This window comes from Streptomyces paradoxus (genome assembly GCF_014202475.1).
Taxonomy (GTDB): domain Bacteria; phylum Actinomycetota; class Actinomycetes; order Streptomycetales; family Streptomycetaceae; genus Streptomyces; species Streptomyces paradoxus.
On sequence record NZ_JACHGV010000001.1, the window covers coordinates 923,936 to 945,021 of the forward strand.

General features: G+C 72.2%; 18 protein-coding genes. 8 read left to right on the top strand and 10 right to left on the bottom strand.

Annotated features, from left to right (window positions below; all coding sequences use genetic code 11):
- Position 1 precedes the first annotated feature (1 nt).
- A complete protein-coding gene (locus HNR57_RS04115; protein ID WP_184555929.1) occupies positions 2–805 on the top strand; it encodes an ABC-2 family transporter protein in 804 nt (267 codons plus the stop codon).
- A gap of 1 nt (position 806) precedes the next feature.
- Positions 807–1,613, top strand: coding sequence for an ABC transporter permease (locus tag HNR57_RS04120; protein WP_184555931.1), 807 nt, complete (start codon positions 807–809; stop codon positions 1,611–1,613).
- Here the strand turns inward: HNR57_RS04120 and HNR57_RS04125 are convergent.
- On the bottom strand, positions 1,603–2,895 hold the full coding sequence (locus HNR57_RS04125) for an MFS transporter (RefSeq protein WP_184555934.1): 1,293 nt from the start codon (positions 2,893–2,895) through the stop codon (positions 1,603–1,605). The genes HNR57_RS04120 and HNR57_RS04125 overlap by 11 nt on opposite strands.
- A 270-nt stretch (positions 2,896–3,165) precedes the next feature.
- Between HNR57_RS04125 and HNR57_RS04130 the strand changes: the two genes are divergently transcribed.
- The 3 genes from HNR57_RS04130 to HNR57_RS04140 all read left to right on the top strand — a co-directional run bounded on the left by HNR57_RS04130 (position 3,166) and on the right by HNR57_RS04140 (position 5,751).
- Complete coding sequence (locus HNR57_RS04130) at positions 3,166–3,948, top strand: nucleotidyltransferase domain-containing protein (protein WP_246554173.1); 783 nt, start codon at positions 3,166–3,168, stop codon at positions 3,946–3,948.
- 227 nt (positions 3,949–4,175) lie between these two features.
- Positions 4,176–4,784 (top strand): TetR/AcrR family transcriptional regulator, encoded by a 609-nt coding sequence (locus tag HNR57_RS04135; RefSeq protein ID WP_184555937.1) that lies wholly within the window; start codon positions 4,176–4,178, stop codon positions 4,782–4,784.
- Positions 4,759–5,751 carry a phosphotransferase enzyme family protein gene (locus HNR57_RS04140; RefSeq protein WP_184555940.1) on the top strand — a complete coding sequence of 331 codons (993 nt, stop codon included), beginning with the start codon at positions 4,759–4,761 and terminating at the stop codon, positions 5,749–5,751. Before HNR57_RS04135 ends, HNR57_RS04140 begins: the two co-directional genes overlap by 26 nt.
- A 26-nt stretch (positions 5,752–5,777) precedes the next feature.
- On the opposite strand, the gene HNR57_RS04145 is transcribed toward HNR57_RS04140, so the two are convergent.
- Entirely contained in the window at positions 5,778–6,194 is a 417-nt protein-coding gene (locus HNR57_RS04145; RefSeq protein ID WP_184555943.1) for a nuclear transport factor 2 family protein, read from the bottom strand.
- A 140-nt stretch (positions 6,195–6,334) separates the two neighbouring features.
- Between HNR57_RS04145 and HNR57_RS04150 the strand changes: the two genes are divergently transcribed.
- Positions 6,335–7,129 (top strand): helix-turn-helix domain-containing protein, encoded by a 795-nt coding sequence (locus HNR57_RS04150; protein ID WP_184555946.1) that lies wholly within the window; start codon positions 6,335–6,337, stop codon positions 7,127–7,129.
- Here the strand turns inward: HNR57_RS04150 and HNR57_RS04155 are convergent.
- The 3 genes from HNR57_RS04155 to HNR57_RS04165 all read right to left on the bottom strand — a co-directional run bounded on the left by HNR57_RS04155 (position 7,126) and on the right by HNR57_RS04165 (position 10,876).
- On the bottom strand, positions 7,126–7,953 hold the full coding sequence (locus tag HNR57_RS04155; RefSeq protein ID WP_184555949.1) for an isocitrate lyase/PEP mutase family protein: 828 nt from the start codon (positions 7,951–7,953) through the stop codon (positions 7,126–7,128). The genes HNR57_RS04150 and HNR57_RS04155 overlap by 4 nt on opposite strands.
- Before the next feature lie 78 nt (positions 7,954–8,031).
- Positions 8,032–9,714, bottom strand: coding sequence for a DUF2264 domain-containing protein (locus HNR57_RS04160; RefSeq protein ID WP_184555952.1), 1,683 nt, complete (start codon positions 9,712–9,714; stop codon positions 8,032–8,034).
- Positions 9,715–9,793: 79 nt separating this feature from the next.
- Positions 9,794–10,876: a rhamnogalacturonan acetylesterase gene (locus tag HNR57_RS04165; RefSeq protein WP_184555957.1), complete on the bottom strand. Its 1,083-nt coding sequence runs from the start codon at positions 10,874–10,876 to the stop codon at positions 9,794–9,796.
- Between the two features lie 203 nt (positions 10,877–11,079).
- Between HNR57_RS04165 and HNR57_RS04170 the strand changes: the two genes are divergently transcribed.
- Positions 11,080–12,732, top strand: a complete 1,653-nt coding sequence (locus HNR57_RS04170; protein ID WP_376772159.1) for a rhamnogalacturonan lyase B N-terminal domain-containing protein — start codon at positions 11,080–11,082, stop codon at positions 12,730–12,732.
- 24 nt (positions 12,733–12,756) lie between these two features.
- On the opposite strand, the gene HNR57_RS04175 is transcribed toward HNR57_RS04170, so the two are convergent.
- Positions 12,757–14,169, bottom strand: a complete 1,413-nt coding sequence (locus tag HNR57_RS04175) for an RICIN domain-containing protein (protein WP_184555964.1) — start codon at positions 14,167–14,169, stop codon at positions 12,757–12,759.
- A 1-nt stretch (position 14,170) separates the two neighbouring features.
- Positions 14,171–15,292, bottom strand: coding sequence for a glycoside hydrolase family 43 protein (locus HNR57_RS04180; RefSeq protein WP_184555967.1), 1,122 nt, complete (start codon positions 15,290–15,292; stop codon positions 14,171–14,173).
- Positions 15,293–15,511: 219 nt separating this feature from the next.
- Here HNR57_RS04180 and HNR57_RS04185 point away from each other — a divergent pair, with 219 nt between their 5' ends.
- Positions 15,512–17,605, top strand: a complete 2,094-nt coding sequence (locus HNR57_RS04185; protein WP_184555970.1) for an autotransporter-associated beta strand repeat-containing protein — start codon at positions 15,512–15,514, stop codon at positions 17,603–17,605.
- 12 nt (positions 17,606–17,617) lie between these two features.
- Here HNR57_RS04185 and HNR57_RS04190 read toward each other — a convergent pair whose 3' ends face one another.
- Genes HNR57_RS04190 through HNR57_RS04200 form a run of 3 tightly spaced genes read right to left on the bottom strand, consistent with a single transcriptional unit; the run spans position 17,618 to position 20,979 of the window.
- A complete protein-coding gene (locus HNR57_RS04190; protein WP_184555973.1) occupies positions 17,618–18,445 on the bottom strand; it encodes an MOSC domain-containing protein in 828 nt (275 codons plus the stop codon).
- 23 nt (positions 18,446–18,468) lie between these two features.
- Complete coding sequence (locus tag HNR57_RS04195; protein ID WP_184555976.1) at positions 18,469–19,587, bottom strand: aminoglycoside phosphotransferase; 1,119 nt, start codon at positions 19,585–19,587, stop codon at positions 18,469–18,471.
- 9 nt (positions 19,588–19,596) lie between these two features.
- A complete protein-coding gene (locus HNR57_RS04200) occupies positions 19,597–20,979 on the bottom strand; it encodes an amino acid permease (RefSeq protein WP_184555979.1) in 1,383 nt (460 codons plus the stop codon).
- Between the last annotated feature and the right edge of the window lie 107 nt (positions 20,980–21,086).

Consider the following 21,086-nt stretch of genomic DNA (forward strand, 5'->3'; position numbering starts at 1 on the left):
CGTGGCCGTGCTCCATGCCTGGCGCGCCGCCCGGGTCACCCCCCTCGGCGAGCTGAACGCACCGCCCCGGATGACCGCCGTCGCCCTCCGGCTGGCCGTTCAGGTGGTGCTGGTCTGGTCGCTGTGGAGGGGCCTGTACGCGCAGACCGGCACGACCGCGGGGCTGAGCCGCGACCAGGCGGTCACCTACGCCGTGCTGGCCGTACTGGCGTCCCGGCTGCGGGAGCTGGACCAGTACGCGGGCCGCGACACGGTCCTGCAGCACATGCACTTCGGCACCATCGTCTACTGGTACCTGCGGCCGCTGCCGCCGCAGCGCTACTACGCCCTGCGGGCCGCCGGCGAGCAACTGTACGGGCTGGCATGGGCGTTGACCGGGTACGTGATCTGCCTGGCCGCGGGCGTCGTAGAACCGCCCGCGTCGGCCGCAGCGGCCGGGGTGTTCGTGGTCAGCATGCTGCTCGGCCAGTGGGTCCTGTACTACGTCATGCTGGTGCTGGACCAGTTGTGCTTCTGGACGGTCCGCAACACCGCCGCGATGCTCATCCTGATGTTCGCCCAGAACCTGCTGTCCGGGGTGTACGCGCCGCTGTGGTTCTTCCCGGACTGGTTCGTGACGATGAGCGCGTTCCTCCCCTTCCAGGCCACGCTGAGCGTGCCGCTGTCGCTGTACGTGGGGCGCATTCCCCTGTCCGACGCCGGGTTCCAGCTGTCCGTGCAGGCAGCCTGGGTCGTGGTGCTGGCGTTGTTCACCCGGTTGCTGTGGCGGCGGGCCGCCCGGCGCGTGATCTCGCAGGGAGGCTGAGATGTCATGGAAGGCTCTGCGGATCGTGTGGCGCGTGACGGCGCTCAACTTCCGGGCGCAGATGGAGTACCGCACCGAGTTCCTGCTGATGATCGCGATCGGGGCGATCTGGCAGGTGTCGGTGATCGTGTTCGCGACGGTGCTGCTGTCGCGGTTCGCCGGGATGGGCGGCTGGGACAGCTCCGACGTGCTGCTGATCCCGGCGACGCGGATGCTGGCGCACGGGCTGTTCGTGCTGTTCCTGGGGCGCATGCACTGGGCCGGCCGGCAGATCCAGGAAGGCCGCATCGACATCTACCTGATGCGCCCGATGCCGGTCCACCGCCAGGTGCAGCTGGCGTTCTTCCCGACCAACGCCATCGGTGACCTGACGGTGGCCGCGGGCCTGATGGTGGGGGCGCTCTCGCGCAGCGACCTGGACTGGACGACGGGCCGCGTCACCTACCTCGTCGCGGCCGTGCTCGGCGGCATGCTGCTGGAGGCCGCCCTGTTCACGGTCGTGGCCAGCGCGTCCCTGCGCTTCCCGGCCGCCGACATGTGGGGCCGCTGGCTGGAGGAACTCCTCGGCACCTTCGGCAGCTACCCGCTGAACGTCCTGCCCAGGGCGGTGGGCGGTTTCCTCACCTACGGACTGCCGCTCGCGTTCGTCGCCTACTTCCCGGCGGCGGTCCTCACGGGCCACGGACACTCGACCGGCGTCCCGTACTGGGTGGCGGCGGCCTCCCCCCTGCTCGGGCTGCTGGCGTACCTGGCGGCGCGGATGCTGTGGCGGTGGAGTCTGCGGCACTACAGCGGGATCAACGGCTGACGGTCCGGCCCGAGCCGCGGATCGGGGTGAACAGGCCCGTGGCGGCCAGGGCGACACAGGCCGCTCCGGCCACCAGGGCGACCGGGGTCGTGCCCTGCTCCTCCGCGGCCCAGGTGAGGACGGCCGCGCCGACGGGGGCCGCCGCGTACTGGAGGGTCCAGAACGCGGAGGTGACGCGGCCCAGGAGGTGTTCGGGGGTCACCTCCTGGCGCAGCGACATCGAGCAGGTGCCCGCCATGCCGGCGCAGGCGAGGAAGGCGGCGCTCAGGGCCGCGACGACGGGGACGTCGTGGGCCCAGCCGAGACCGGCGAACGCCAGGCCGCACACCGCGACCGAGCCGGTCCACGTCGGGCCGAAGCCGAGACGGCGGCGGACCCGGGCCACCAGCAGGGCGCCGGTGATGGCGCCGAGCGCGCCGACCGCCATGACCGTGCCGACCGTGCGGTCGTCATGGCCGAGGTCGTGCTTGAGGTGGTAGATGACCAGGTCGTTCAGACCGAGGGTGAGGAAGCTGAAGCCGAAGAGGAGAGCGGTGAGGGAACGCAGGACGGGATGGCCGTGGAGGAAGGCGATGCCCGTGCGCAGGTCCTGCCAGAGGCCGGGGCGCCCGTCCTGCCGTTCGTCGGGGGCACGCTCGCGGAAGCGGACGAAGAGCAGGCAGGTGGCGGAGAGCCCGAAACTGGCCGCATCCACGCCCACGGCCGCCGCCGGGCCGGACCAGGCGGCGACCAGGCCGGCGCACAGCGGGCCGAGGACACCCGCGGCGGCGGCCGTGGCGTTCAACCGCCCGTTCGCTTCCGTGAGTTGCCCGGTGCCGACCAGCGCGCGCACGACCGTGACGTAGCCGACCGCGAACAGCATGCCGACGGCCTCGCACAGCGGCAGCACCACGTACAGCAGCCAGATCTGCGGGCCGAACAGCCACACCAGCGGGATCAGCCCGTAGAGCCCCATGCGCACCAGGTCGCATGCGATGAGCAGCCGGCGCCGGTCCACCCGGTCCACTACCGCCCCGGCGAACACCGCCGCCACGACCGCCGCCGCCCCTCCCACGGCCGTCAGCAAGCCCATGCGCGCGACCGATCCCGTGGCCTCCAGCACCAGCAGGGGCAGGGCGATCAGAGCGAAGGAGTCGCCGAGCACGGAGAGGGTCTGGGCGACCCAGAAGATCCCGAAGTCGCGCTGCCGCCACAGCGGGCGCGTGTCGCGCGGGCCGCCACTGCAGGGGGTGCCGGCTGAGCTGCCGGGTTCGTCCTCGCGCCGCGCCGCCCCGTACGTCATGCCGCCTCCCCCGCGCCCCCGTCTTCCCCGTCTTCCCCGTCTTCCCCGTAACCCTACGGATGTCGGGCGACCGAGGGAGTTCGCGCCGGCCTCCCGCTGCGGCACCGGGCCTGTCCAACGAGCTGAGTCCACAGGCCTGAACGCGTAACCTCGGCACCGTGAAGTGATCTCTCCGGTGGCGCTTCCCGGCGCCGCAGAAGCGAACCGTTTCCGTCTCCGCGGCCGCCGCCTGCGCGTGCGCCGCGGACGTTTCCGCATGGAGAGATCATCATGGTGCGCGACAGCTACGCCCCCGTCCCCGGCCGGACCCCCGAGGAGACGCTGCACGCCTTCACCGCTCGGGCGACCGCCGATCGCGGCGTCGTCGGGCTCGTCCTCAGCGGCTCCCGGGTGCACGCCGGCATGCCGACGGTCCACTCCGACTACGACCTGCACGTCGTCGTGCGCGACGCGAGCGTGCCGGTCCTCGCCGCACTGGACCGTTTCCGCTCGGCCCACCTCGACCTCGTCGTCATCACCCTCGCGGAGTTCCGCACACGCGGCATGCCCGGCCGCCCGGACAGCTTCGCGCGGTACTCCTACGTCCACGCCGAGGTGCTGTTCGACCGGCTCGACGGGACCATCGCCGAGATCCTCGACGAGAAACGGACACTCGGCGCCGACGAGGCCCGGGACAGCGCCGCCGGCTGGCTCGACGCCTACGTCAACCAGACGTACCGCTCCCTGAAGAGCTACCGCGACGACCGCCCCCACCTGGGTCATCTGGATGCCGCCGAGGCCGTTCCGTACGCCCTGGAGGTGCTCTTCGCCCTGCACCGCCGGGTCCGGCCCTACAACAAGTACCTGCGGTGGGAGCTGGAGCGGCAGCAGCTGGGCGATCCCCGGTGGGACGCGGACCGGCTCCTGCCGGCCCTGCGGCGCGTCCTGGCCGACGGGGACCCGGCCACCCAGCGGGCCCTCTTCGCCGGTGTCGAGGAGGCGGCGCGCCGCGCCGGTCACGACGAGGTCCTGGACGCGTGGGGCACGGACCTGCGGCTCCTGCGCCCCAGGTGAGGGCAAACGGCTCCGCCCATCGGTGCCCCGTACTACGCTCGATCCCTCTGAACTGCGCTGATGGACACCGGGGGAACGGGCGATGGCACGCGTCGTGGTGGTGCACCGACGAACCGGCCGCCGAGCGGCTGATGTGACCGACTCGGGCACACCGACCACCCACCGCCGGCAACCGGCCGTGTCCGCCCACGACATGGCCCTCTTCGAGAGGTAACCCCGAACTTCCCATGCCCAGAGCCGGTCTCACCCCCGAGCGTCTCGTCGCGGCCGCAGCCGATCTCGCCGACGAGGCCGGTTTCGAGCACGTCACCCTCTCCGCGCTGGCCCGCCGCTTCGGGGTGAAGGACGCGAGTCTGTACAGCCACGTCCGGAGCCTGAAGGACCTGCGGACCCGCATGGCTCTCCTGGCCGGTGGCCAGATGATCGACCGGATCGCGGAGGCGGTCGAGGGGCGGGAGGCCGGCAGGGACACGCTGGCAGCCTTCGCCGCCGCCTACCGGACCTACGCCCTGGAGCACCCCGGCCGGTACGCCGCGACCCAGATCCGCATCGACCAGGAGCTCGTCACCGGCTCCCCGGCGCTGCGCCGCACCGCCGACGTCACCTACGGCATGCTCCGCGCCTACGGCCTGGAGGAGCCGGACCTCACCGACGCCGTGCGCCTGCTGCGCAGCACCTTCCACGGCTACTGCGCCCTGGAGTCCACCGGCGCCTTCGGCGCGCCGCGTGACGTGCAGGCCTCCTGGGACAGGGCGATCGACGCCCTGCACGTACTGCTCCTGAACTGGCCCCACGAGAAGAGGACGGACGATGGCCGACCACACCCGATCCGATGACAGGGCCGGTGTCATAGCCGATCTCTACGCCCTCGGCACCGGCCCCTGGACCATGACCCCCGTCACCCGGGGCGCCCTCGGCCAGATCTGGAAACTCTCCGGAAACGGTTGCTCCCGGGCCGTCAAGGAACTCCTCTTCGGGTGCGACGAGGCCCAGGTCGCCCGCGAGGCCGCGTTGCGGGACTCCGCGGCGGACCAGGGCATCACCTCACCCCGCCTCCACCCGGCCCGAGACGGCGCACACGTCTCCCGCGTCGACTCCCCGGACGGCGGGTCCTGGGTGAAGCTGTACGACTGGGTCGACGGCGCCGAGGCCGACCCCTCCGACCCCGGCGTCCTGGACTGGTTCGGCCGGACCATGGCACTGCTCCACCGGGCCGGTGAGGGAGCGGTCGAGGCCCCGGGCGACTGGTACGAGCGGTGTCCGGACGACGCCGAGTGGGAGGACGTGCGCAAGAAGGTGCACGACGCCGGCCTGCCGTGGTCGGACGAACTGGACCGGTTCATCGCCACGTCCGTGCCCCGGCTCGGTCACTGGGTGACGCCGTCGGCGCCCGGCGGCCTGGTGACCTCGCACCTCGACCTCCGGCCGCAGAACGTCCTGGTCGGCCGGGACGGTCCGGTCCTGCTCGACTGGGACAACGCCGGACCGGTCTCGGCGGAACGGGAGTTCGCGCGCGCCCTCCACGTCTGGTCCGGCGGCAACGACGTGGACATCGCGGCCGCGCGGCGCCTGGCCCGGGCCTACCGCGAGGCCGGGGGCCCGGCCGCCCTCACCGGCCCGGAGTCCTTCTCGATGCTCTTCGCCACGGCCCTGAACTACATCCACGTACAGGCCGGGACAGCGGTCGATCCCGCGGTGACCGACGACCAGCGCGAGTTCGCGGGCAGGCAGGCCGTGGCCTGCCTGCGCGATGTGCCCGACCTCGCCGCCGTCTCCCGGCTGGTAGCCGCGCTCGGCACATAGGACCGGACGTCCCCGCGCGGTACGCCTCAGTGGTGCGCCGCGGGCTCGAACCCCTCGGGTGCCTGGTCGAGGAAGGCGGTGACGGAGGTGATCCGGCCGTCCTCGTCGAGGTGGAGCACATCGGTCCCGGTGGCGAAGGGCGCGCCGTCGCCGTCCTCGGTCAGGATCTGCCACCGGAGCCTGGCACGGTCGTGGTGGACCCGGGGCCGCTCGCGCAGGCGGAGCGCCGCGCCGCCCAGGTGCGCGACGAACTGGTTGCGGAAGTCCATCAAGGCCTGCGTCCCGCTGAGGATGCCGATCTCCGCGCGGTACTCGACGCCGTCGGCGAAGGCCGCTGCCGCGAGTTCGAGCTGCTCCTGTTCGGTGGGGGCGTTCCAGAACCGCACGTACTGGCCGAGCCGGTGCCCGGCGGGGGTCTCGGACCGCGTTGTCGTTTCGGTCATGGCTGGTCTCCCTTTCGTCCGGCGCCCTTTCGGCGCCCCGGGCGGTGTTTCCGGCTTCCGACTCTGGGGCCGTCGGTGCGGGCTGTCGATGACCTGCGAGGTCATTGCCGCGGTGTGCGCGGCCGGGCAGCCTGGAGCCCATGACGACCACCACCGAGCCGGTCGGGGCGCTGGTGCGGCGCTGGCGCGAGCGCCGCCGCCGGTCCCAGCTCGACGTGTCGCTCGCCGCCGAGCTGTCCACCCGGCACCTGAGCTGCATCGAGACGGGGCGCGCGAACCCGAGCCGGGACATGATCCGGCGGCTGTGCGACGAGCTGGACGTGCCGCTGCGGGAACGCAACGCGCTGTACCTGGCCGCGGGGTTCGCCCCGGCGCACCCCGAGCGCGCCCTCGCCGATCTGGGCGCGGCGCGCGCCGCGGTGGAGGCCGTCCTGGCCGGGCACGAGCCGAATCCGGCCCTCGCCGTCAACGTGCGCTGGGAGTTGCTGGCCGCGAACCGTGCCATGGGGCTGTTCCTCGGCGCCGGAGCGGGAGAGCCGGCGGACCCGCCGTTCAACGTGCTGAAGGCGACCTTGCACCCCGACGGGCTGGCCGGACGCATCCGGAACCTCCCGCAGTGGCGTGCGCACGTGCTGCGCCGGGTCCGCCGTCAGCTGGACCGGACGTCGGCCGCCGGCCTGGCGGAACTGCTGGCGGAGCTGGAGAGCTGTCCGGCTCCCCGGGCGGACGCGGGCGAGGTCGCCCCGCCGGGGCCGGCGGACGACCTCGTGGTCCCGCTGCTGCTGTCGACCGAGTACGGCGAACTCGCGCTGCTCTACACCACGACGGTGTTCGGCTCGCCCCGGGACGTGACGCTCGACGAGATCGCCATCGAGACGTTCTTCCCGGCGGATCCGGGCACGGCGGCCACGCTGCGCGCGCTCGCCGCCCCCTAGGTCCACTCCCTCATCGGCCCGTGGCCGGCCACGCGGCCCGGCGCGGCGAGCCCCGCCACGTCGTCGTACGACGGTGTCGTACCGGTCGGTGTCCGGCCGGCCCGAACGTCCGCCGCCGTTTCGATGGCCGCGCCCAGCGCCCGCCGGTACAGCAGCGAGCCGAGGCTGACGCGGCGTACGCCGACGTCGGCGAGGCGGGCGACGGTCGGGCCGCCGGGCGAGTGGAGGACGTTGAGGGGCACCTCCAGGTGGCGCACCAGGGCCTCGATGGCGCGCAGGCCGGTGAGGCCGGGCACGAACACCCCGTCCGCGCCCGCCAGCTGGTAGGCGTCGAGGCGCGCGAGGGTGCCGTCGCCGTCGCCCAGCCAGTGGGTGTCCGTGCGGGCGTTGACGAACAGGCCGGGCGCGGCCCGCTTGACCGCCGCGATCTTCGCCGCGTGCCGGGCGGACGGGCCGAGGCCGTCTTCGAGGTTGATGCCGGCCGCTCCGACCGCGTACAGCTCCCGCGCGAACTCCGCCACCTCGTCCGGGTCGTCGCTGAATCCGCCCTCCGCGTCGACGGACAGCAGGAACGGCCCGGACCCGAGGGCGACGGCCAGTCGCAGGGTCTCCCGCCGGGTGGCCGCGGCCCCGTCGGGCAGACCGGCGGCCGCCGCTACGCCCAGGCTCGTCGTCCCGATCGCCGGGAAGCCCTGACCCGCGAGGGCCCGGGCGGATGCGTGATCCCAGGCGTTCGGCAGGAGCAGGGGCTCCCCGGCACGGTGGAGGCCGGCGAAGGCGGTCGCGGCCCGGCTCGACGGCGTCTGCTGCGGTTCTGCGGTCATGCCGCCATGGTGGGCCCGGCTTGCTTCGGTGCGGGCCGAACTACGGCGGGCCGCAAGGCCGGGCCGGCCGCGACGACCTCAGCCGACCTGCACACCGGACCCGTCCAACCGAACCCGCACCTCGCGACCCGTACTCCAGCGGACCGCCAGCGCCCCGTCCCCGGAAGCGGTTACGGCGACCGTTTCCGGCAACGGGACGGGATCCGCCTCGGCGGTGAGCCGGGCCAGGGCGACGAACAGGGTGGAGTCCCCCTCGGTGACGCCGGTGAGGTCGTCGTCGAGGCCGACGGCGGGCAGCAGTTCCGCCCGGAGGCCGTCCGGCGCGCTCCAGCCGGTCACGCGCACCGCCGTCCCCGGCGCCGCCCCCGCGACCAGATGCGCGCGCACCTCAACCGTCCCGTGCGCCAGCACCACACTCGTCACCCGGGCTCCCCCGCCCGCCGTGTGCCGGGACGCCGCCCAGCCCTCGCCCGTGCCGAGCGGTTCGATGCCGGTGCGGCTCGGGTCGCCGGCCACGAGAACGCTGTTGTCGTACGTCCCGGCCGGTGTGGTCACGGTGGAGTACGCCAACCGCGTGTAGTACGGGTCGTAGCGGACGTCCTCGCTGCCGTGGTTGTGGAGGCGGACCACGCCGTCGGAACGGGTGGACTGGAGCAGCCAGTTGGGCGGGCCGACCGGGGTGACGAAGTCCGCCCGTTCGGCGGGGGCGGGCCGCTCCGGTGCCGTCCAGACCTCGTGGTCCGGGGGCAGGAGCAGGCCGAGGAAGCCCTTGCTCGCCCAGTACGGGGAGGCCGGGCCCGAGTAGCCCTGCAGGACGGACGCGTCGGGGCCGTGCCAGCCGAGGGAGAGCAGCCCCCGGTCGTCCACGGCGCCCCGGTCGAGGAAGTACTTCAGCGCGCCCGAGGCCAGCCGCCTGGTCTCGCCGGGGGGCAGGGGCGTACGGCCGGTCAGCGCGCCCAGCCACAGCGGGGCCGTGGTGGCGAAGCGGTACGTCAGGGAGCGGCCCTGGTGCATGGGGGCGCCGTCGCCGCCGAACAGCCGGGCGTAGTCGCCCAGGTGCCGGGAGAGCCGGTCGCCGTACAGAGCCAGCAGTCGCTCGTCCTGCTCCAGCCAGGCGTGCAGCACCGGGTAGAGGTGCATCGCCCAGCCGTTGTAGTAGTCGTACTTGCGGCCGTCGCCGTCGGTGTACCAGCCGTCGCCGACGTACCACTGCTCGATGCGTTCCAGGCCGCGGTCGATCGCCGCGCGGGAGGCGTCCGGCTCGTAACCGATTTCGGCGAGGAAGCCGCCCACGGTGACCGGGAACAGCTCCCAGTTGCAGGGCCAGGGCTCGGCCGCGAGGGCATCGCCCAGCCACGCGGCCGTCCGCTGGCGTACGCCCTCGTCCAAGCGGTCCCAGAGCAGGTCCCGCGTGAGGCGCAGGGCGAGGGCGATGGACGCTGCCTCCACCAGGGGCTGGCTGCGGTCCTCGATGCGGGGCCAGACGCCCGAGACGCCGGCGGCGAGGCCGGCCGCGTAGCGCTCCAGGGCCTTCTCGTCGCGGCGGAAGGCGGCGAGCAGCAGGGTGCGGGCGTAGCCCTCCAGGCCGTCGGAGAGACGGCCCGACCAGCTGGCCCGGTCACCGGGCAGGTGGTAGAGCGCGCGGTCCTCGGTCGCGTACGGCTCGACTGCGGCGAGCAGGGAGTCGGCCGCCGCCTCCCAGTGGGCGCGGGTGTAGCCGGTGAACGGCGAGGTCGTGCGGTCGGCGGGAGGCAGCTGCATCGGATGTCTTTCGTGCTCGGGCCGGTGGATACCGATCGGACCTGGAGCGCCCCGGTTCCGGTCGGGGCGCCCCAGGGGTTCATCCCACCCGCACCATGCCCTTCGGCACCAGATGCCGGGTGACGAGTTCGTCGCGGACCAGGGCCGCGTAGACCGTCGCACCGCGCACGGAGGTGTGCGTGTTGTCCCGGGCCTCGTTGGTGAGGTACAGCGCCTTGGAGCCTTCCACGCCGAGGGACTCCACCAGCGCCTTGGTCTCGGCGGTGAGGTCGATCAGCGGAACGCCGTGCGCCGCGGCGACCGAGCGGATGACGGCCGGGTGGTCGACACCGAGGCCGTTGACCAGGAGCGCGGTTCCGTTGTTCAGGGTGCCGTCGGGGCTGAACCAGCGCCGCACGATGGGAGTGACAAGGACCGGCTGTCCGCCCCGCTCCCGGACGCCCGCGACCAGGGTCTCCAGGTTGGCCCGGTAGGTGGCCTCGTCCGTGGTCTTGTCGTTGTGCGCGAGCTGGACGAGGACCAGATCGCCGGGGCGGATCAGGGGCCGTACGGTGGCCCACAGCCGCGGGTTCCCCAGATACGAGACCGTACTCTCCCCGGAATCGGCGTAGTTGGCGACGGACACTCCCTTGCGGAGGTACTGGGGCAGCTGCTGGCCCCACCCGGAGTACGGGTCGCCGGGCTGGTCGCAGACGGTGGAGTCGCCGACCAGGAAGATCTGGCGGGCGATGGGGGTCCCCCCTGCTCGAGCGGAGCCGAGAGCTCGGGGGAGGGCCCGGGTGACGCTGATATCGGCGAGGGCCGGGGCGGAGCCGCCGATCCGCAGGTCGAGGCCGGGGGTTCCCTCGGGGCCGGTGGGCTCGCCCTCGGGGGTGCGGACGTTCACCGTGAAGCTGCGGGTGACGAGCTCACCGGCCGGTACGGCCGTCTCGGGCAGCAGGGAGCGGCGGGTCTCACCGCTGACGCTGGTGCCGGACGCGGCCTTCCCGCCGAGGGTGACCCGTACGTCGTAGGTACCCGGCGGGACGTCGAAGTGGCAGGTGCCGGCCGTGCAGTGGGCGAGGCCCCGGCCGCCGTTCCCCCCGCCCGCGTGGGCGGGTACGGACGACAGCGCGGTCCCCAGGGTCACCGCCGCCACGACGGCGATGCTGAAACGTCTCACTCCGGGCTCCTCCCAGCGCACGACAAGACCTGGAGGGGGACCGTACCGCTCCGGACAAGCGCTTTCTAGACCCCGAGCAGCATTCACCATTTCTTCGGCCGCACACTAGTGAAAGCCCTTTCGCGAAATCGATTCAACTGTCACTCTCGCTCCCACCGCGTTCCCCCCACCTTTCGCAGGAGGCATCCCCCATGCCCGGAGCCATGAACAGACCGGTCGGCCGTCGCGCCGTCGTCCTCGCCGCCACCGCCGGTGTCGTCGGCACGGCCCTCGCCCGGCCGGCGCACGCCGCCGGTTTCGGCTACACCGACGACGGCTCGGACTATGTCGTCGACACCGGTGCCCAGCTGGTCTTCAAGGTCTCCAAGTCCACCGGCGACCTGACCTCCCTGGTCTACCGGGGCACGGAGTACCAGGGCTACGGCGGCCAGAACTCGCACATCGAGTCCGGCCTCGGCGCCTCCACCGTGAGCATCAGGCAGTCCGGTTCCACGATCCTGATCTCCGTCAGGCACGGCACGCTGAAGCACTACTACGCGGCGCGCAGCGGTGAGAACAACGTCTACCTGTGGACGAACAAGGCCGACGCGTCGGTCTCCGCGACCCGGTACATCGTGCGTGTGAAGAAGGGCGCGTTCCTCAACGACGAGCCCGACTCCTACACCTACGCGCCGACCACCATCGAGGCCTCGGACGTGTTCCGGAAATCCGACGGGCAGACCCACTCCAAGCACTACTCCCGGCGGCGCGTCATGGACTACGACCACATCGGGTGGTCGGCCGGCGGCGTCGGCCTGTGGATGGTGCGCAGCAACCACGAGAAGGCCTCCGGCGGCCCCTTCTACCGCTCCCTGCTGCGCCACCAGAGCGCGGACGGCGGCGGCCTCTACGAGATCCTCTACTACGGCCAGAACCAGACCGAGGCGCAGCGCTTCGGCCTCCAGGGGCCGTACGTCATCGCCTTCACCGACGGCGGGGCACCCTCGTCGGCACTGTTCCCGGGCACGCTGACCACGCCGTGGGCCGACTCGCTCGGCATCGCGGGCTACGTGCCGGCGAGCGGCCGGGGCAGGGTGGCGGGCGTCGGGATCTCCGGGCGGAACACGGCGTACCCGTACACGGTCGGGCTGGCCAACGCGGCGGCACAGTACTGGGGTCCGGCACGGGCCTCGGACGGCTTCTTCTCCGTGTCCGGGGTGCTGCCGGGGACGTACACGCTGACCGTCTTCAAGGGCGAACTGGCGGTGTACAGCACGTCGGTGAGCGTGTCGGCGGGCGGCACGACGACCCTGAACACGATCGCGATACCGTCCTCCAACGACCCGTCGAACGCGGGCGCGATCTGGCGGATCGGCGACTGGAACGGCACGCCGGCCGGGTTCAAGAACGCGGACCTGATGACGTACGCGCATCCGTCCGACGCGCGGGCCGCGTCCTGGACCGGGAACGTGGTCGTCGGCAGCGGCGAGACGGCGGCCTTCCCCTGCTACCTCTGGAAGGACGTCAACAGCGGGATCCTGGTGTACTTCAAGCTGACGGCGGCCCAGGCGGCCGCCGCGCACACCCTGCGCATCGGTGTGACGACGGCGTACGCGAACGGCAGGCCCCAGGTCACCGTCAACGACACCTGGACCTCGGCGATCCCCGCCCCGCCCACCCAGCCGGACACCCGGTCGCTGACCAACGGTTCCTACCGGGGCAACAACCACACGTTCACGTACAGCGTCCCCGCGTCCGCCTGGAGGGCGGACACGAGTCAGTACAACGTGCTCAGGATCGACGTGGTGAGCGGGTCGGGGGCGAGCGGGTTCCTCAGTGCGGGGACGGCGATCGACGCGATCGACCTGCTCGCCTGAGCGCCCCTGGGGCCGTCCGGATCGTCATGTCCCGCGCGTCCACTGCTGGTTGGTGCCTCCGTTGCACGTGTACGTGATGAGCGCGGCGCCGTTGGCGGTGGACCCGCCGTTCACGTCGAGGCACTCGCCGCTCGCGCGGGACTTGACGTTCACGTACGAGCCGGTGGTGGTCAGCGACCACTGCTGGCTCGTGGCGGAGGAGGCGCAGTTCTCCTGCGTGACGGTGCTCGCGTTCTCCTGCACGCAGAGGCTGCTGTTGCGGACCATCAGCTGGTAGTAACCGCTTCCGACGGACTTGAACCAGTACTTCTGGTTGGCGCCGCCGTTGCAGTCGTACTGCTTGAGCTGGGCGCCCGCCCAGAGCGACTGGCTCGTCACGTCCGCGCACTTGGAGGAGTGGCGGGCGATCAGCGTGTTGTACGTGGCGCCGGTGCCGGTGACGGTCCCGGCCGCCGTGTCGATGGTGACCTCCGGCGACCAGGACATGGCCATCGTGGTCGAGCCCGAGAAGGTCAGCGGCAGCCACACGTACCGGGAGTCGTTGACGGTGCCGCCGAAGGAGTTGCCCCAGCGGTCACCCATGTACAGGTACGAGGTGCCCGAGCTGCCCTGCACGGGCAGGACGAACGCCGTCTGCGAGCCGTACGTCGTCGAGTCGCCGATGTTCTTCATCGCGGACCAGGGCCCGGCGATGTTCGTGGCCGTGGCGTACTGCTGCTGGTTGGGGTTCCAGCCCGTGGCGCCGGAGGTCAGCATGAAGTACACGCCGCCCCGCTTGAACAGGGCGGGGGCCTCGCGGTGGCCGCCGGGCCAGGGGTTGGCGACCAGGCTCGCGATGCCGGTGTAGTCGGCGGTGAGGCGGTAGATCTGGAGGTCGTAGTTCTCACGGGCGGCGGAGATCATGTAGCCGGCGCCGTCGGTGTCGGTGAAGACGGTGATGTCGCGGGACATGTGCTGGCCGAGCGGCCGGAAGCTGCCCTTCCAGGTGTAGTCGCCGTCGACGGTGTCGGAGACGGCGACGGCCGCGCGGGCCTCGCTGTAGTCGGTGCCGTTCTCCTTGTGCATCCACATGACGAACTTGCCGGTGGAGGCGTTGTACATGACCTTCGGCCGCTCGATGTTGGCGGTGGCGAGCTCCGGGGCGCCGGCCTCGGTGAGGACGTGGTTGCGGAACTCCCAGTTCTTCAGGTCGGTCGAGCGGTAGGCGTCGACGTACCGGAAGGTGTTGTCGGCGTTGCGGTGCTCGCCGAACCAGTAGTAGTAGGTGCCGACCTTGATGACCCCGCCGCCGTGCGCGTGGACGGGGCTGCCCGAGGTGTCGGTGAACTGGGTGCCGTTGACGATGGTCTGGGGCGCGGCCTGGGCTGGTCCGGCGGTGGCGAGGGCCGTGAACAGGCCCAGGCACAGGGCGAGGAGGGTGGCGTACGTACGTCTCATGTCATTCGCTCACCTTCACGCCGTCGGCGACGGGAACGCCGAAGTCGGGGGTGCCGTCGCGCTTCCAGCCGAGCTTCTGGACGCGGGTGTGGCGGTTGGGGTCGTTCAGGGGGTCCCCGTTGATCTCCTTGTACTGGCGGGCGTGGTAGACGAGGACGTCGGTGCGGCCGTCCTCGGCGACGGTGAAGCAGTTGTGGCCCGGGCCGTACTGCTTGGTCGTGTCGTTGCTGGTGAAGACCGGGGTCGGCGACTTGGTCCAGCTCAGGGGGTCCAGGAGGTGGCTGTCGGCGTCGGCGGTCAGCAGGCCCACGCAGTAGTTGAAGTCGGTGGCGCTGGCCGAGTACGTCATGAAGAGGCGGCCGTTGCGCTTGAGGACGTACGGGCCCTCGTTGACCTTGAAGCCGATGCACTCCCAGTCGTACTCCGGGGTGGAGAGCCGCACCTGCGGGCCCTTCAGGGTCCACGGGTTCGCCATCTCGGAGAGGAAGATGCCGGTGTTGTTGTCCATGCCGGGCTCGTGCTGGGCCCAGGCGAGGTAGCGCTTGCCCCGGTGGGTGAAGGTGGTGGCGTCCAGGGAGAAGGTTTCCCAGGCCGTCTTGATCTGGCCCCGCTCCACCCAGGTGCCCTTGAAGGGGTTGGGGTGGGCGTTCTCCAGCACCCATATCCGGATCGCCCAGACGTCCTCGGCGGGCGCGGAGGCGAAGTAGATGTACCACTTGCCGCCGATGCGGTGCAGTTCGGGCGCCCAGATGTGGGCGCCCATGGGGCCGGCGGGGTGAGCGCGCCAGATGACGGACTCGTCCGCCGTGCCGAGTCCGCCCAGGGTGCGGGAGCGGCGCAGGATGATGCGGTCGTACTCGGGGGCGGTGGCGGTGAAGTAGTAGAAACCGTCCTTGTGCCGGTGGATGTGCGGGTCGGCGCGGTTGCGGACGAGGGGGTTCACGAAGGGGGCCGGCCTCGGGCGCCCGGCGGGTGTTACGGCAGCGGTTTCTCCCTGGGGGGCCGCCTCGGCGACGCCGGAGAGGGCGGGGACTGCGGCCAGGGCACCGGCGGCTGCGGCGCCCGTCAGCAGCCGTCTGCGGCTGGGGGGTTCGGGCAGAGCGTGGTCGCGGTCGCGGCTCATGCGGTGGGGCCTGCCTCTCACTGGGGGGACACGCGGCGTTGTCGTCCGGTGCAGTGTCTGAGATTTCGAACACCATCTGTAATTACGAACGCTGGAAAGGTAAGGGGGTGACACGAGGAGGTCAACGGGTCTGACGGGACGAACCCGTCCGGCCCGATCCGGAAACAGCGGCCGCCGAAGTTTCCGTTATCGGCGGGGACATGGCCCGTCTCCGGTCATGTGCCCAGCCTCACCCACACCACAGCAGCGGCCGCGGGCGTCCTCGCGACGGTCGCCTCTCTGCTCACCGCTCCCCCGGCGGCGGCCGCCGGCCCCCGGGACGTCACGGCCGACGTGCTGGCCGGCCGGAGCGTGACACTCGACGGCGACACGGTCGTCACCGTGCCGCCCGGGACGACGACGTACGACGGCGTGTTCCACGGCGAGGGCACGCTCACGGTGCGCGGCAGCGGAACGCTGGTCCTCACCAGGGACAGCGACTTCACCCTCCCGAAGTCCCGGCAGCGGCAGCAGGTGAGGACGCCTGGCGGCCATCACCCGTACGTCACCGTCACCCGTCCCGACCCGCCCGCGGTCACGGTGGAGCGGGGCGCGACGCTCCAGTACGGCGACGGCGGAACGACGGGCCTGATCGGCCACTTCCCGTACGACACCCCGGCGTTCCGCCTCAACCAGGACAACATCCGGGTCGACGGCACGCTGCGGCTGTCGCTGAGGAGCGCCTACAACCTGGGCACGATCAGCGGCTCGGGCCTGATCACGCAGCCCAGGTTCCTGTGGGGCACGTGGGACCTGCCGGGCACCCACTCCTTCTCCGGGGTGATCGACAACGGCACGCAGGCCAACGCCGGGCGGCCCGAGTACGCGACCTCGCTCCCGCGCGTCCGCAAGATCCTCAACCAGGGCACCTGGACGGTCGACACCCCACTGGGCCGGACCGTCACGATGGGCATGGACTTCTACCAGCGCGAGTACGGCAGCGACATCAACGTCCAGTCGCGGCCGGGCGGAAAGGTCGTCCTGACCGGCCAGTACAGCTGGTCGGACCGGGGCGGCGACACGGACCCCTCGCTCAGCGACCCGGCCCTCAACTGGACGCCGGCCCACAGGAACGTCAACAAGCGCGGCACCAACATCAAGGGCGCGAACGTCCGGTGGGGCGACGGCACGACCGACCGGATCTTCATGCCGGGCACGGCGGAGACGGTCTACATCAACCTGCTCGCGGCCCGCTCGCGCTCCCGGCTCACCTTCGACTACAACGGCCCGGTGACGCTGGGCGCCCCCATCGGCGGCGGCAGGTTCCACGACACGCTCTCGGCCCCCGGTGCCGGCGATGTCGTCATCGCGGGCACCCCCGGCAACGACGTGACCTTCGCGGCCGTCCAGTACTACGACGGCTCGACCACGGTGGAGAGGGGCGCGGTCCTGCGCCTGGGCAGCGGCGAACGGGGCGGCGACGGCGGCCTGTACACCGGCGGCGCCCACTACCGGCTCGTCAACGACGGCTCCCTGGTCCTGCGCAACACGGCCAGGCCCCTCACCCTGTCCCGCATCGGCGGCAGCGGCTCCCTCACCCAGTCGGGGACCGCTACGACGACCCTGACGGGCCGGGCGGTCACGTACACCGGGGCGACGACGGTGTCCGGAGGCACCCTCGCCCTGCGCGGCGGAGCCACGCTCACCCAGAGCAGGTCGATCCGGATCACCTCGGCCGGCGCGAGGCTGGACGCGGGCCGGCCGGGTCTGCGCGTGGCGACGACGCTGACCGGCAAGGGCACGGTGAGCGGCACGGTCACCAACGACGGCACGGTGACGACGGGCCTCACCGTCGACGGCCCCTACAGCCAGGGCCCGAAGGGCACACTGGTCGTCCGGGACGAGCCGCTGACGGTGACGGGCCGGGTCCGGCTGGCCGGACACCTCGACGTGCCGGCCACCCTTCGCGCGGGTCGCGAGATCACCGTGATCGACCACAAGGGCGAGGCCGGAATCTCGGGAACCTTCACCGGCCTGAGGGAAGGCGCCCGTCTGAAGCGGGCCGGCACGACCTACCGCGTCAGCTACCGGGGCGGCGACGGCAACGACGTCGTCCTGACGGCCGTCACCTCCCCCAGCCGCTCCGCCACCGCCCCGTCCGCCCCGGCCCCCGCGGACCCGCGCAGTGCCGGGGCCTCGGAAGCCGTCGGTTTCGGCTGGTGGCCCTACGCCCTCGGCGCCGCCCTGACCATCGGCCTCGCGGTGCCGGTGGCGACGCGGCGGGGGCGGAACGGGCGCCGGGGCGGACGGCACGCGGGCCGCGCACGGCGTTGACCCGCCCGGTGCTCACAGCTCCGACTCGCCCCACACCGTCACCGTCACCTCGTCCCCCACCGCCACCCGGCCGGGCCGCAGTACCGCGTACTTGGTGCCGAAGGCGACTCCGCCCTGGGCGGCGCGGCGGTAGGCGGCGAGGGTGCGCAGGGGTTCCGGGCCCGCTCGGGTGCCGGTGTGCTGGTCGACCAGGGTGACCGCGCAGCGGATGGCGAGTTTGGCGTAGCCGAGGTCCGTGCCGCCGATGCGGAGGCGGTGGGCACGGTCCTCGGTGTGGGGGGCGTCCCAGCCGTCGATGACGACGTTGGGGCGGAAACGGTCCAGCGGGAGGGGGCGGGCGCCGCGGGCGGTCAGCCGGGTGTTCAGGAGGTCGAGGGTGGAGCGGGAGATGACGTGCAGGGCGCTGCTGTCGGCGTAGCCCGAGGTGCCGGGGGTCAGGCCGTCGGTCACCCGGTCGTGTTCCGGGGGTGTGCGGACCAGGCGGCTCGGTGCGCCGAGCACGGCCGTGAGCCAGTCCGCCGCCTCGTCGCCCTGGTCGATGCCCTGGTAAGCGGTTCCGAAAAGGTCGACCTTCCGGCGGGTGCCGGTGGCGTCCACCCGGAGGTGGAGGGACTGGGCCTCGGGTGCGGTGAGCGTGAGGTGGTCACCGTCGGGGGTGACGAGGGGGCGGATGAGGGACAGCAGTGGATCCCGGCGTTGCGTCCGGTACACGCCTTCCTCGCTGACGACCATGAAGCTGCGGTCGTGCGCCAGTCCGGCCGGGGTCAGCAGCGCCTCGTCCGCCGACGTGCCGGCGCAGCCCTTGACGGGGTAGTACGACAACTCGACGACGCGTGCCATGACCTTCCGTTCCGTTGCGCGGTTCAGCGGCCGCTGGGGGCTTCGGGGAACCCGAGCCGGGGAGCCAGTTGCCGTGCCTCGGCGGCCCATTCGGCCAGGAAGGCCAGGGCCAGGCCCCGTTCCCGGTAGCGGAGTCCGGCCGGCACGGTGCCCTCGTTACCGTAGGCCACCTGCTCCTCGTCCGCCCGCGCCAGCATCAGGGCCGTGAGCCAGTCGTACTTCACGGCGGAGGCGCACACGCCGAGCCGTACGAGCTGTTCGTCGCCGCGCCAGCCGCTCTCGCGCAATCCCTGCACATAGGCGTCGTACGCCGCCTTGGCCAGGCCGGGCAGCTCGGCGGCGGGCACGAACAGGTCGAAGACGGCGTCCGGGAGGTAGTTGCCGAGGTCCTCGCCGAGGGCGCCGTCGCCGGTGAACGCCCAGTCGAGCAGGACGCTGGTGCCGGCGCCCCCGGAGCGGACGTTCGCCGGCCACTGGTCGAGGTGGCTCAGGGCGCGGGGCAGTGACTCCATGACCGTGAGGAACCACTCGCGGTCGTGGCGGAGGCGGACCATGTCCTCGCGCAGGCCGGGCGGGAAGTGCTCCCGGATCAGCGGGCGTTGCCAGGCCTCGTCGTCGTCGAGCAGGGCCTCACCGGTGGTCCTGTCCGACGTGTAGTCGCGCAGGAAGCCCTGCGAGAGCCACGGGGCGTCCTCCCCCGCGCCGACCGTGCCCTGTGCGGTGCCCAGGCGGTGGGCGTGGTCGACGTGGCCGGTCAGGGTCCAGGTCGTCGCGGGTTCGCCCGGCACGTCCTCCAGCCACAACGCCACGTCGCCGTCCGGTCGTTCGGCGCATTCCAGCAGCCGGGGCGCGCGGATGCCGTGCCGCTGCCAGACCCGGGCGAGCCCGGACCGGTAGACGTACGCCTCGCGGCGCCAGAAGTTCCAGTGCCGCGGGTCGTTGGACGCCGCCCACGAGACGCTGGTCTCCTTCGTGCGCGTCAGCACCTTCAGGACGGCCGACCGGTCGCCGCCGGTGACCCGCCACACCCCGGCCGTGACGCCGTTCCACGGGTTGTGCGGGAGCGGCTCGAACACCGCCTCGTGCGCCGGGACTCTGAGGACCTCACGGACTTCGGCATGCGCTGCGGCGACGTCGGGCATCCCCCGATGCTATGCCGACGCCTGCGCCGTGTCCTTGCGTCCCCGCAGCCACACGTACACCGGGATGCCGGCGAACAGGAAGAGCACGCCCTGGTAGACGGCCGCGTACCCGGCTCCGGCGATCAGCCAGAAGGAGAAGCCGAAGGAGAGGACGGCGACGGTCAGGTCCCGGGCGAGTCCCGCGGGGCGGACGCGGTCGCGGGTGCCCCTGGCCAGCCAGTACAGCTGGGCGGCGGCGGACAGCAGGTAGGGCACGCAGCCGGTGAACGTCGTGATCAGGACGAGGACGCGGAAGGTGGTGTCCGGGCCGGCCGTGTAGTTGAGGGCGATGAGGAGGGTGCCGAGGACCGCGCAGGCCCACACCCCGAAGCCGGGGACGCCGCCCTTGCCGAGACGGGCGAACGGTGCGGGGAAGAGGCCGTCGCGGGCGGCGGCGTAGGGCATCTGCGCGGCCATGAGGATCCAGCCGTTGAGGCAGCCGGTGATCGAGGCGACGGCGACCACGGCGATGGCGGTGCCGCCCCAGGAGCTGCCGGTGATGGCGTTCACGGCGTCGGCGAAGGGGGCGCCCGAGTCGATGAGCCGGTCGTGCGGGACCAGCCCGAAGACGGCGATGATGCCGAGGATGTAGACGAGGGCGGAGGCCAGCGTGCCGAGGACGCTCGCCCGGCCGACCGTGCGCTCGGGGTCACGGACCTCACCGGCGCTGACGGCGGCCGACTCGACCCCGAGGAAGCTGTACAGCAGCAGGGCGGCGGAGGCGGCGAGCGCACCGGAGACGCTCTGGCCGGAGGCGTTGAACGGGCCGAAGTTGTCCGCGTCGACGAAGAACAGGCCGACGGTGGCGAGCAGGAGCAGCGGGACGAACTTCAGGATGGTGGAGACGACCTGGACCGTGCCGACCCAGCGCGTGCCCGCGAAGTTGGCGGCGGCGGGCAGCCAGAGGGCGGCCAGGGCGACGAGGGCCTGGAGGGCGTGGTTGCCGTGCAGGGGTATCAGGACGTCGACGTAGCCGACGACCGCGACGGCTAGGGCGGCGATGCTGACCCAGCACATCGTCCAGTACGACCAGGCGGACAGGAACCCGGCGAACTCGCCGAAGGCGTCCCGCGGGTAGACGTAGAGGCCGCCGGTGACGGGGCTGCGCCGGGCCAGCTTGCCGAAGAGCAGGGCGAGCAGGACGGCTCCGACCGAGAGCACGAGGAAGGCGAGCAGGCTGACCGTGCCGTAGGGGGCGACGGTGGCGGGCAGCGCGAAGATGCCGCCGCCGATGATGTTGCCCATGACGAGGGCCGTGGCGGCGGCGAGGCCGAAGGTGCGGCGGGGAGGGGGTGCCGCAGGGGTGGCCGGCTCGGCGGGTTCGGCGGCCTCGGTGGGGCTGGGGACGGTCATGAGGGTTCCTGTACAAGCGGAGGGGGAGGGTCCTGATCGTAAACCGTCATCCCATATGCTGGTCGACCTGTTCATGTAATGGACACATTCAGCTGGGGGCCGCGGGC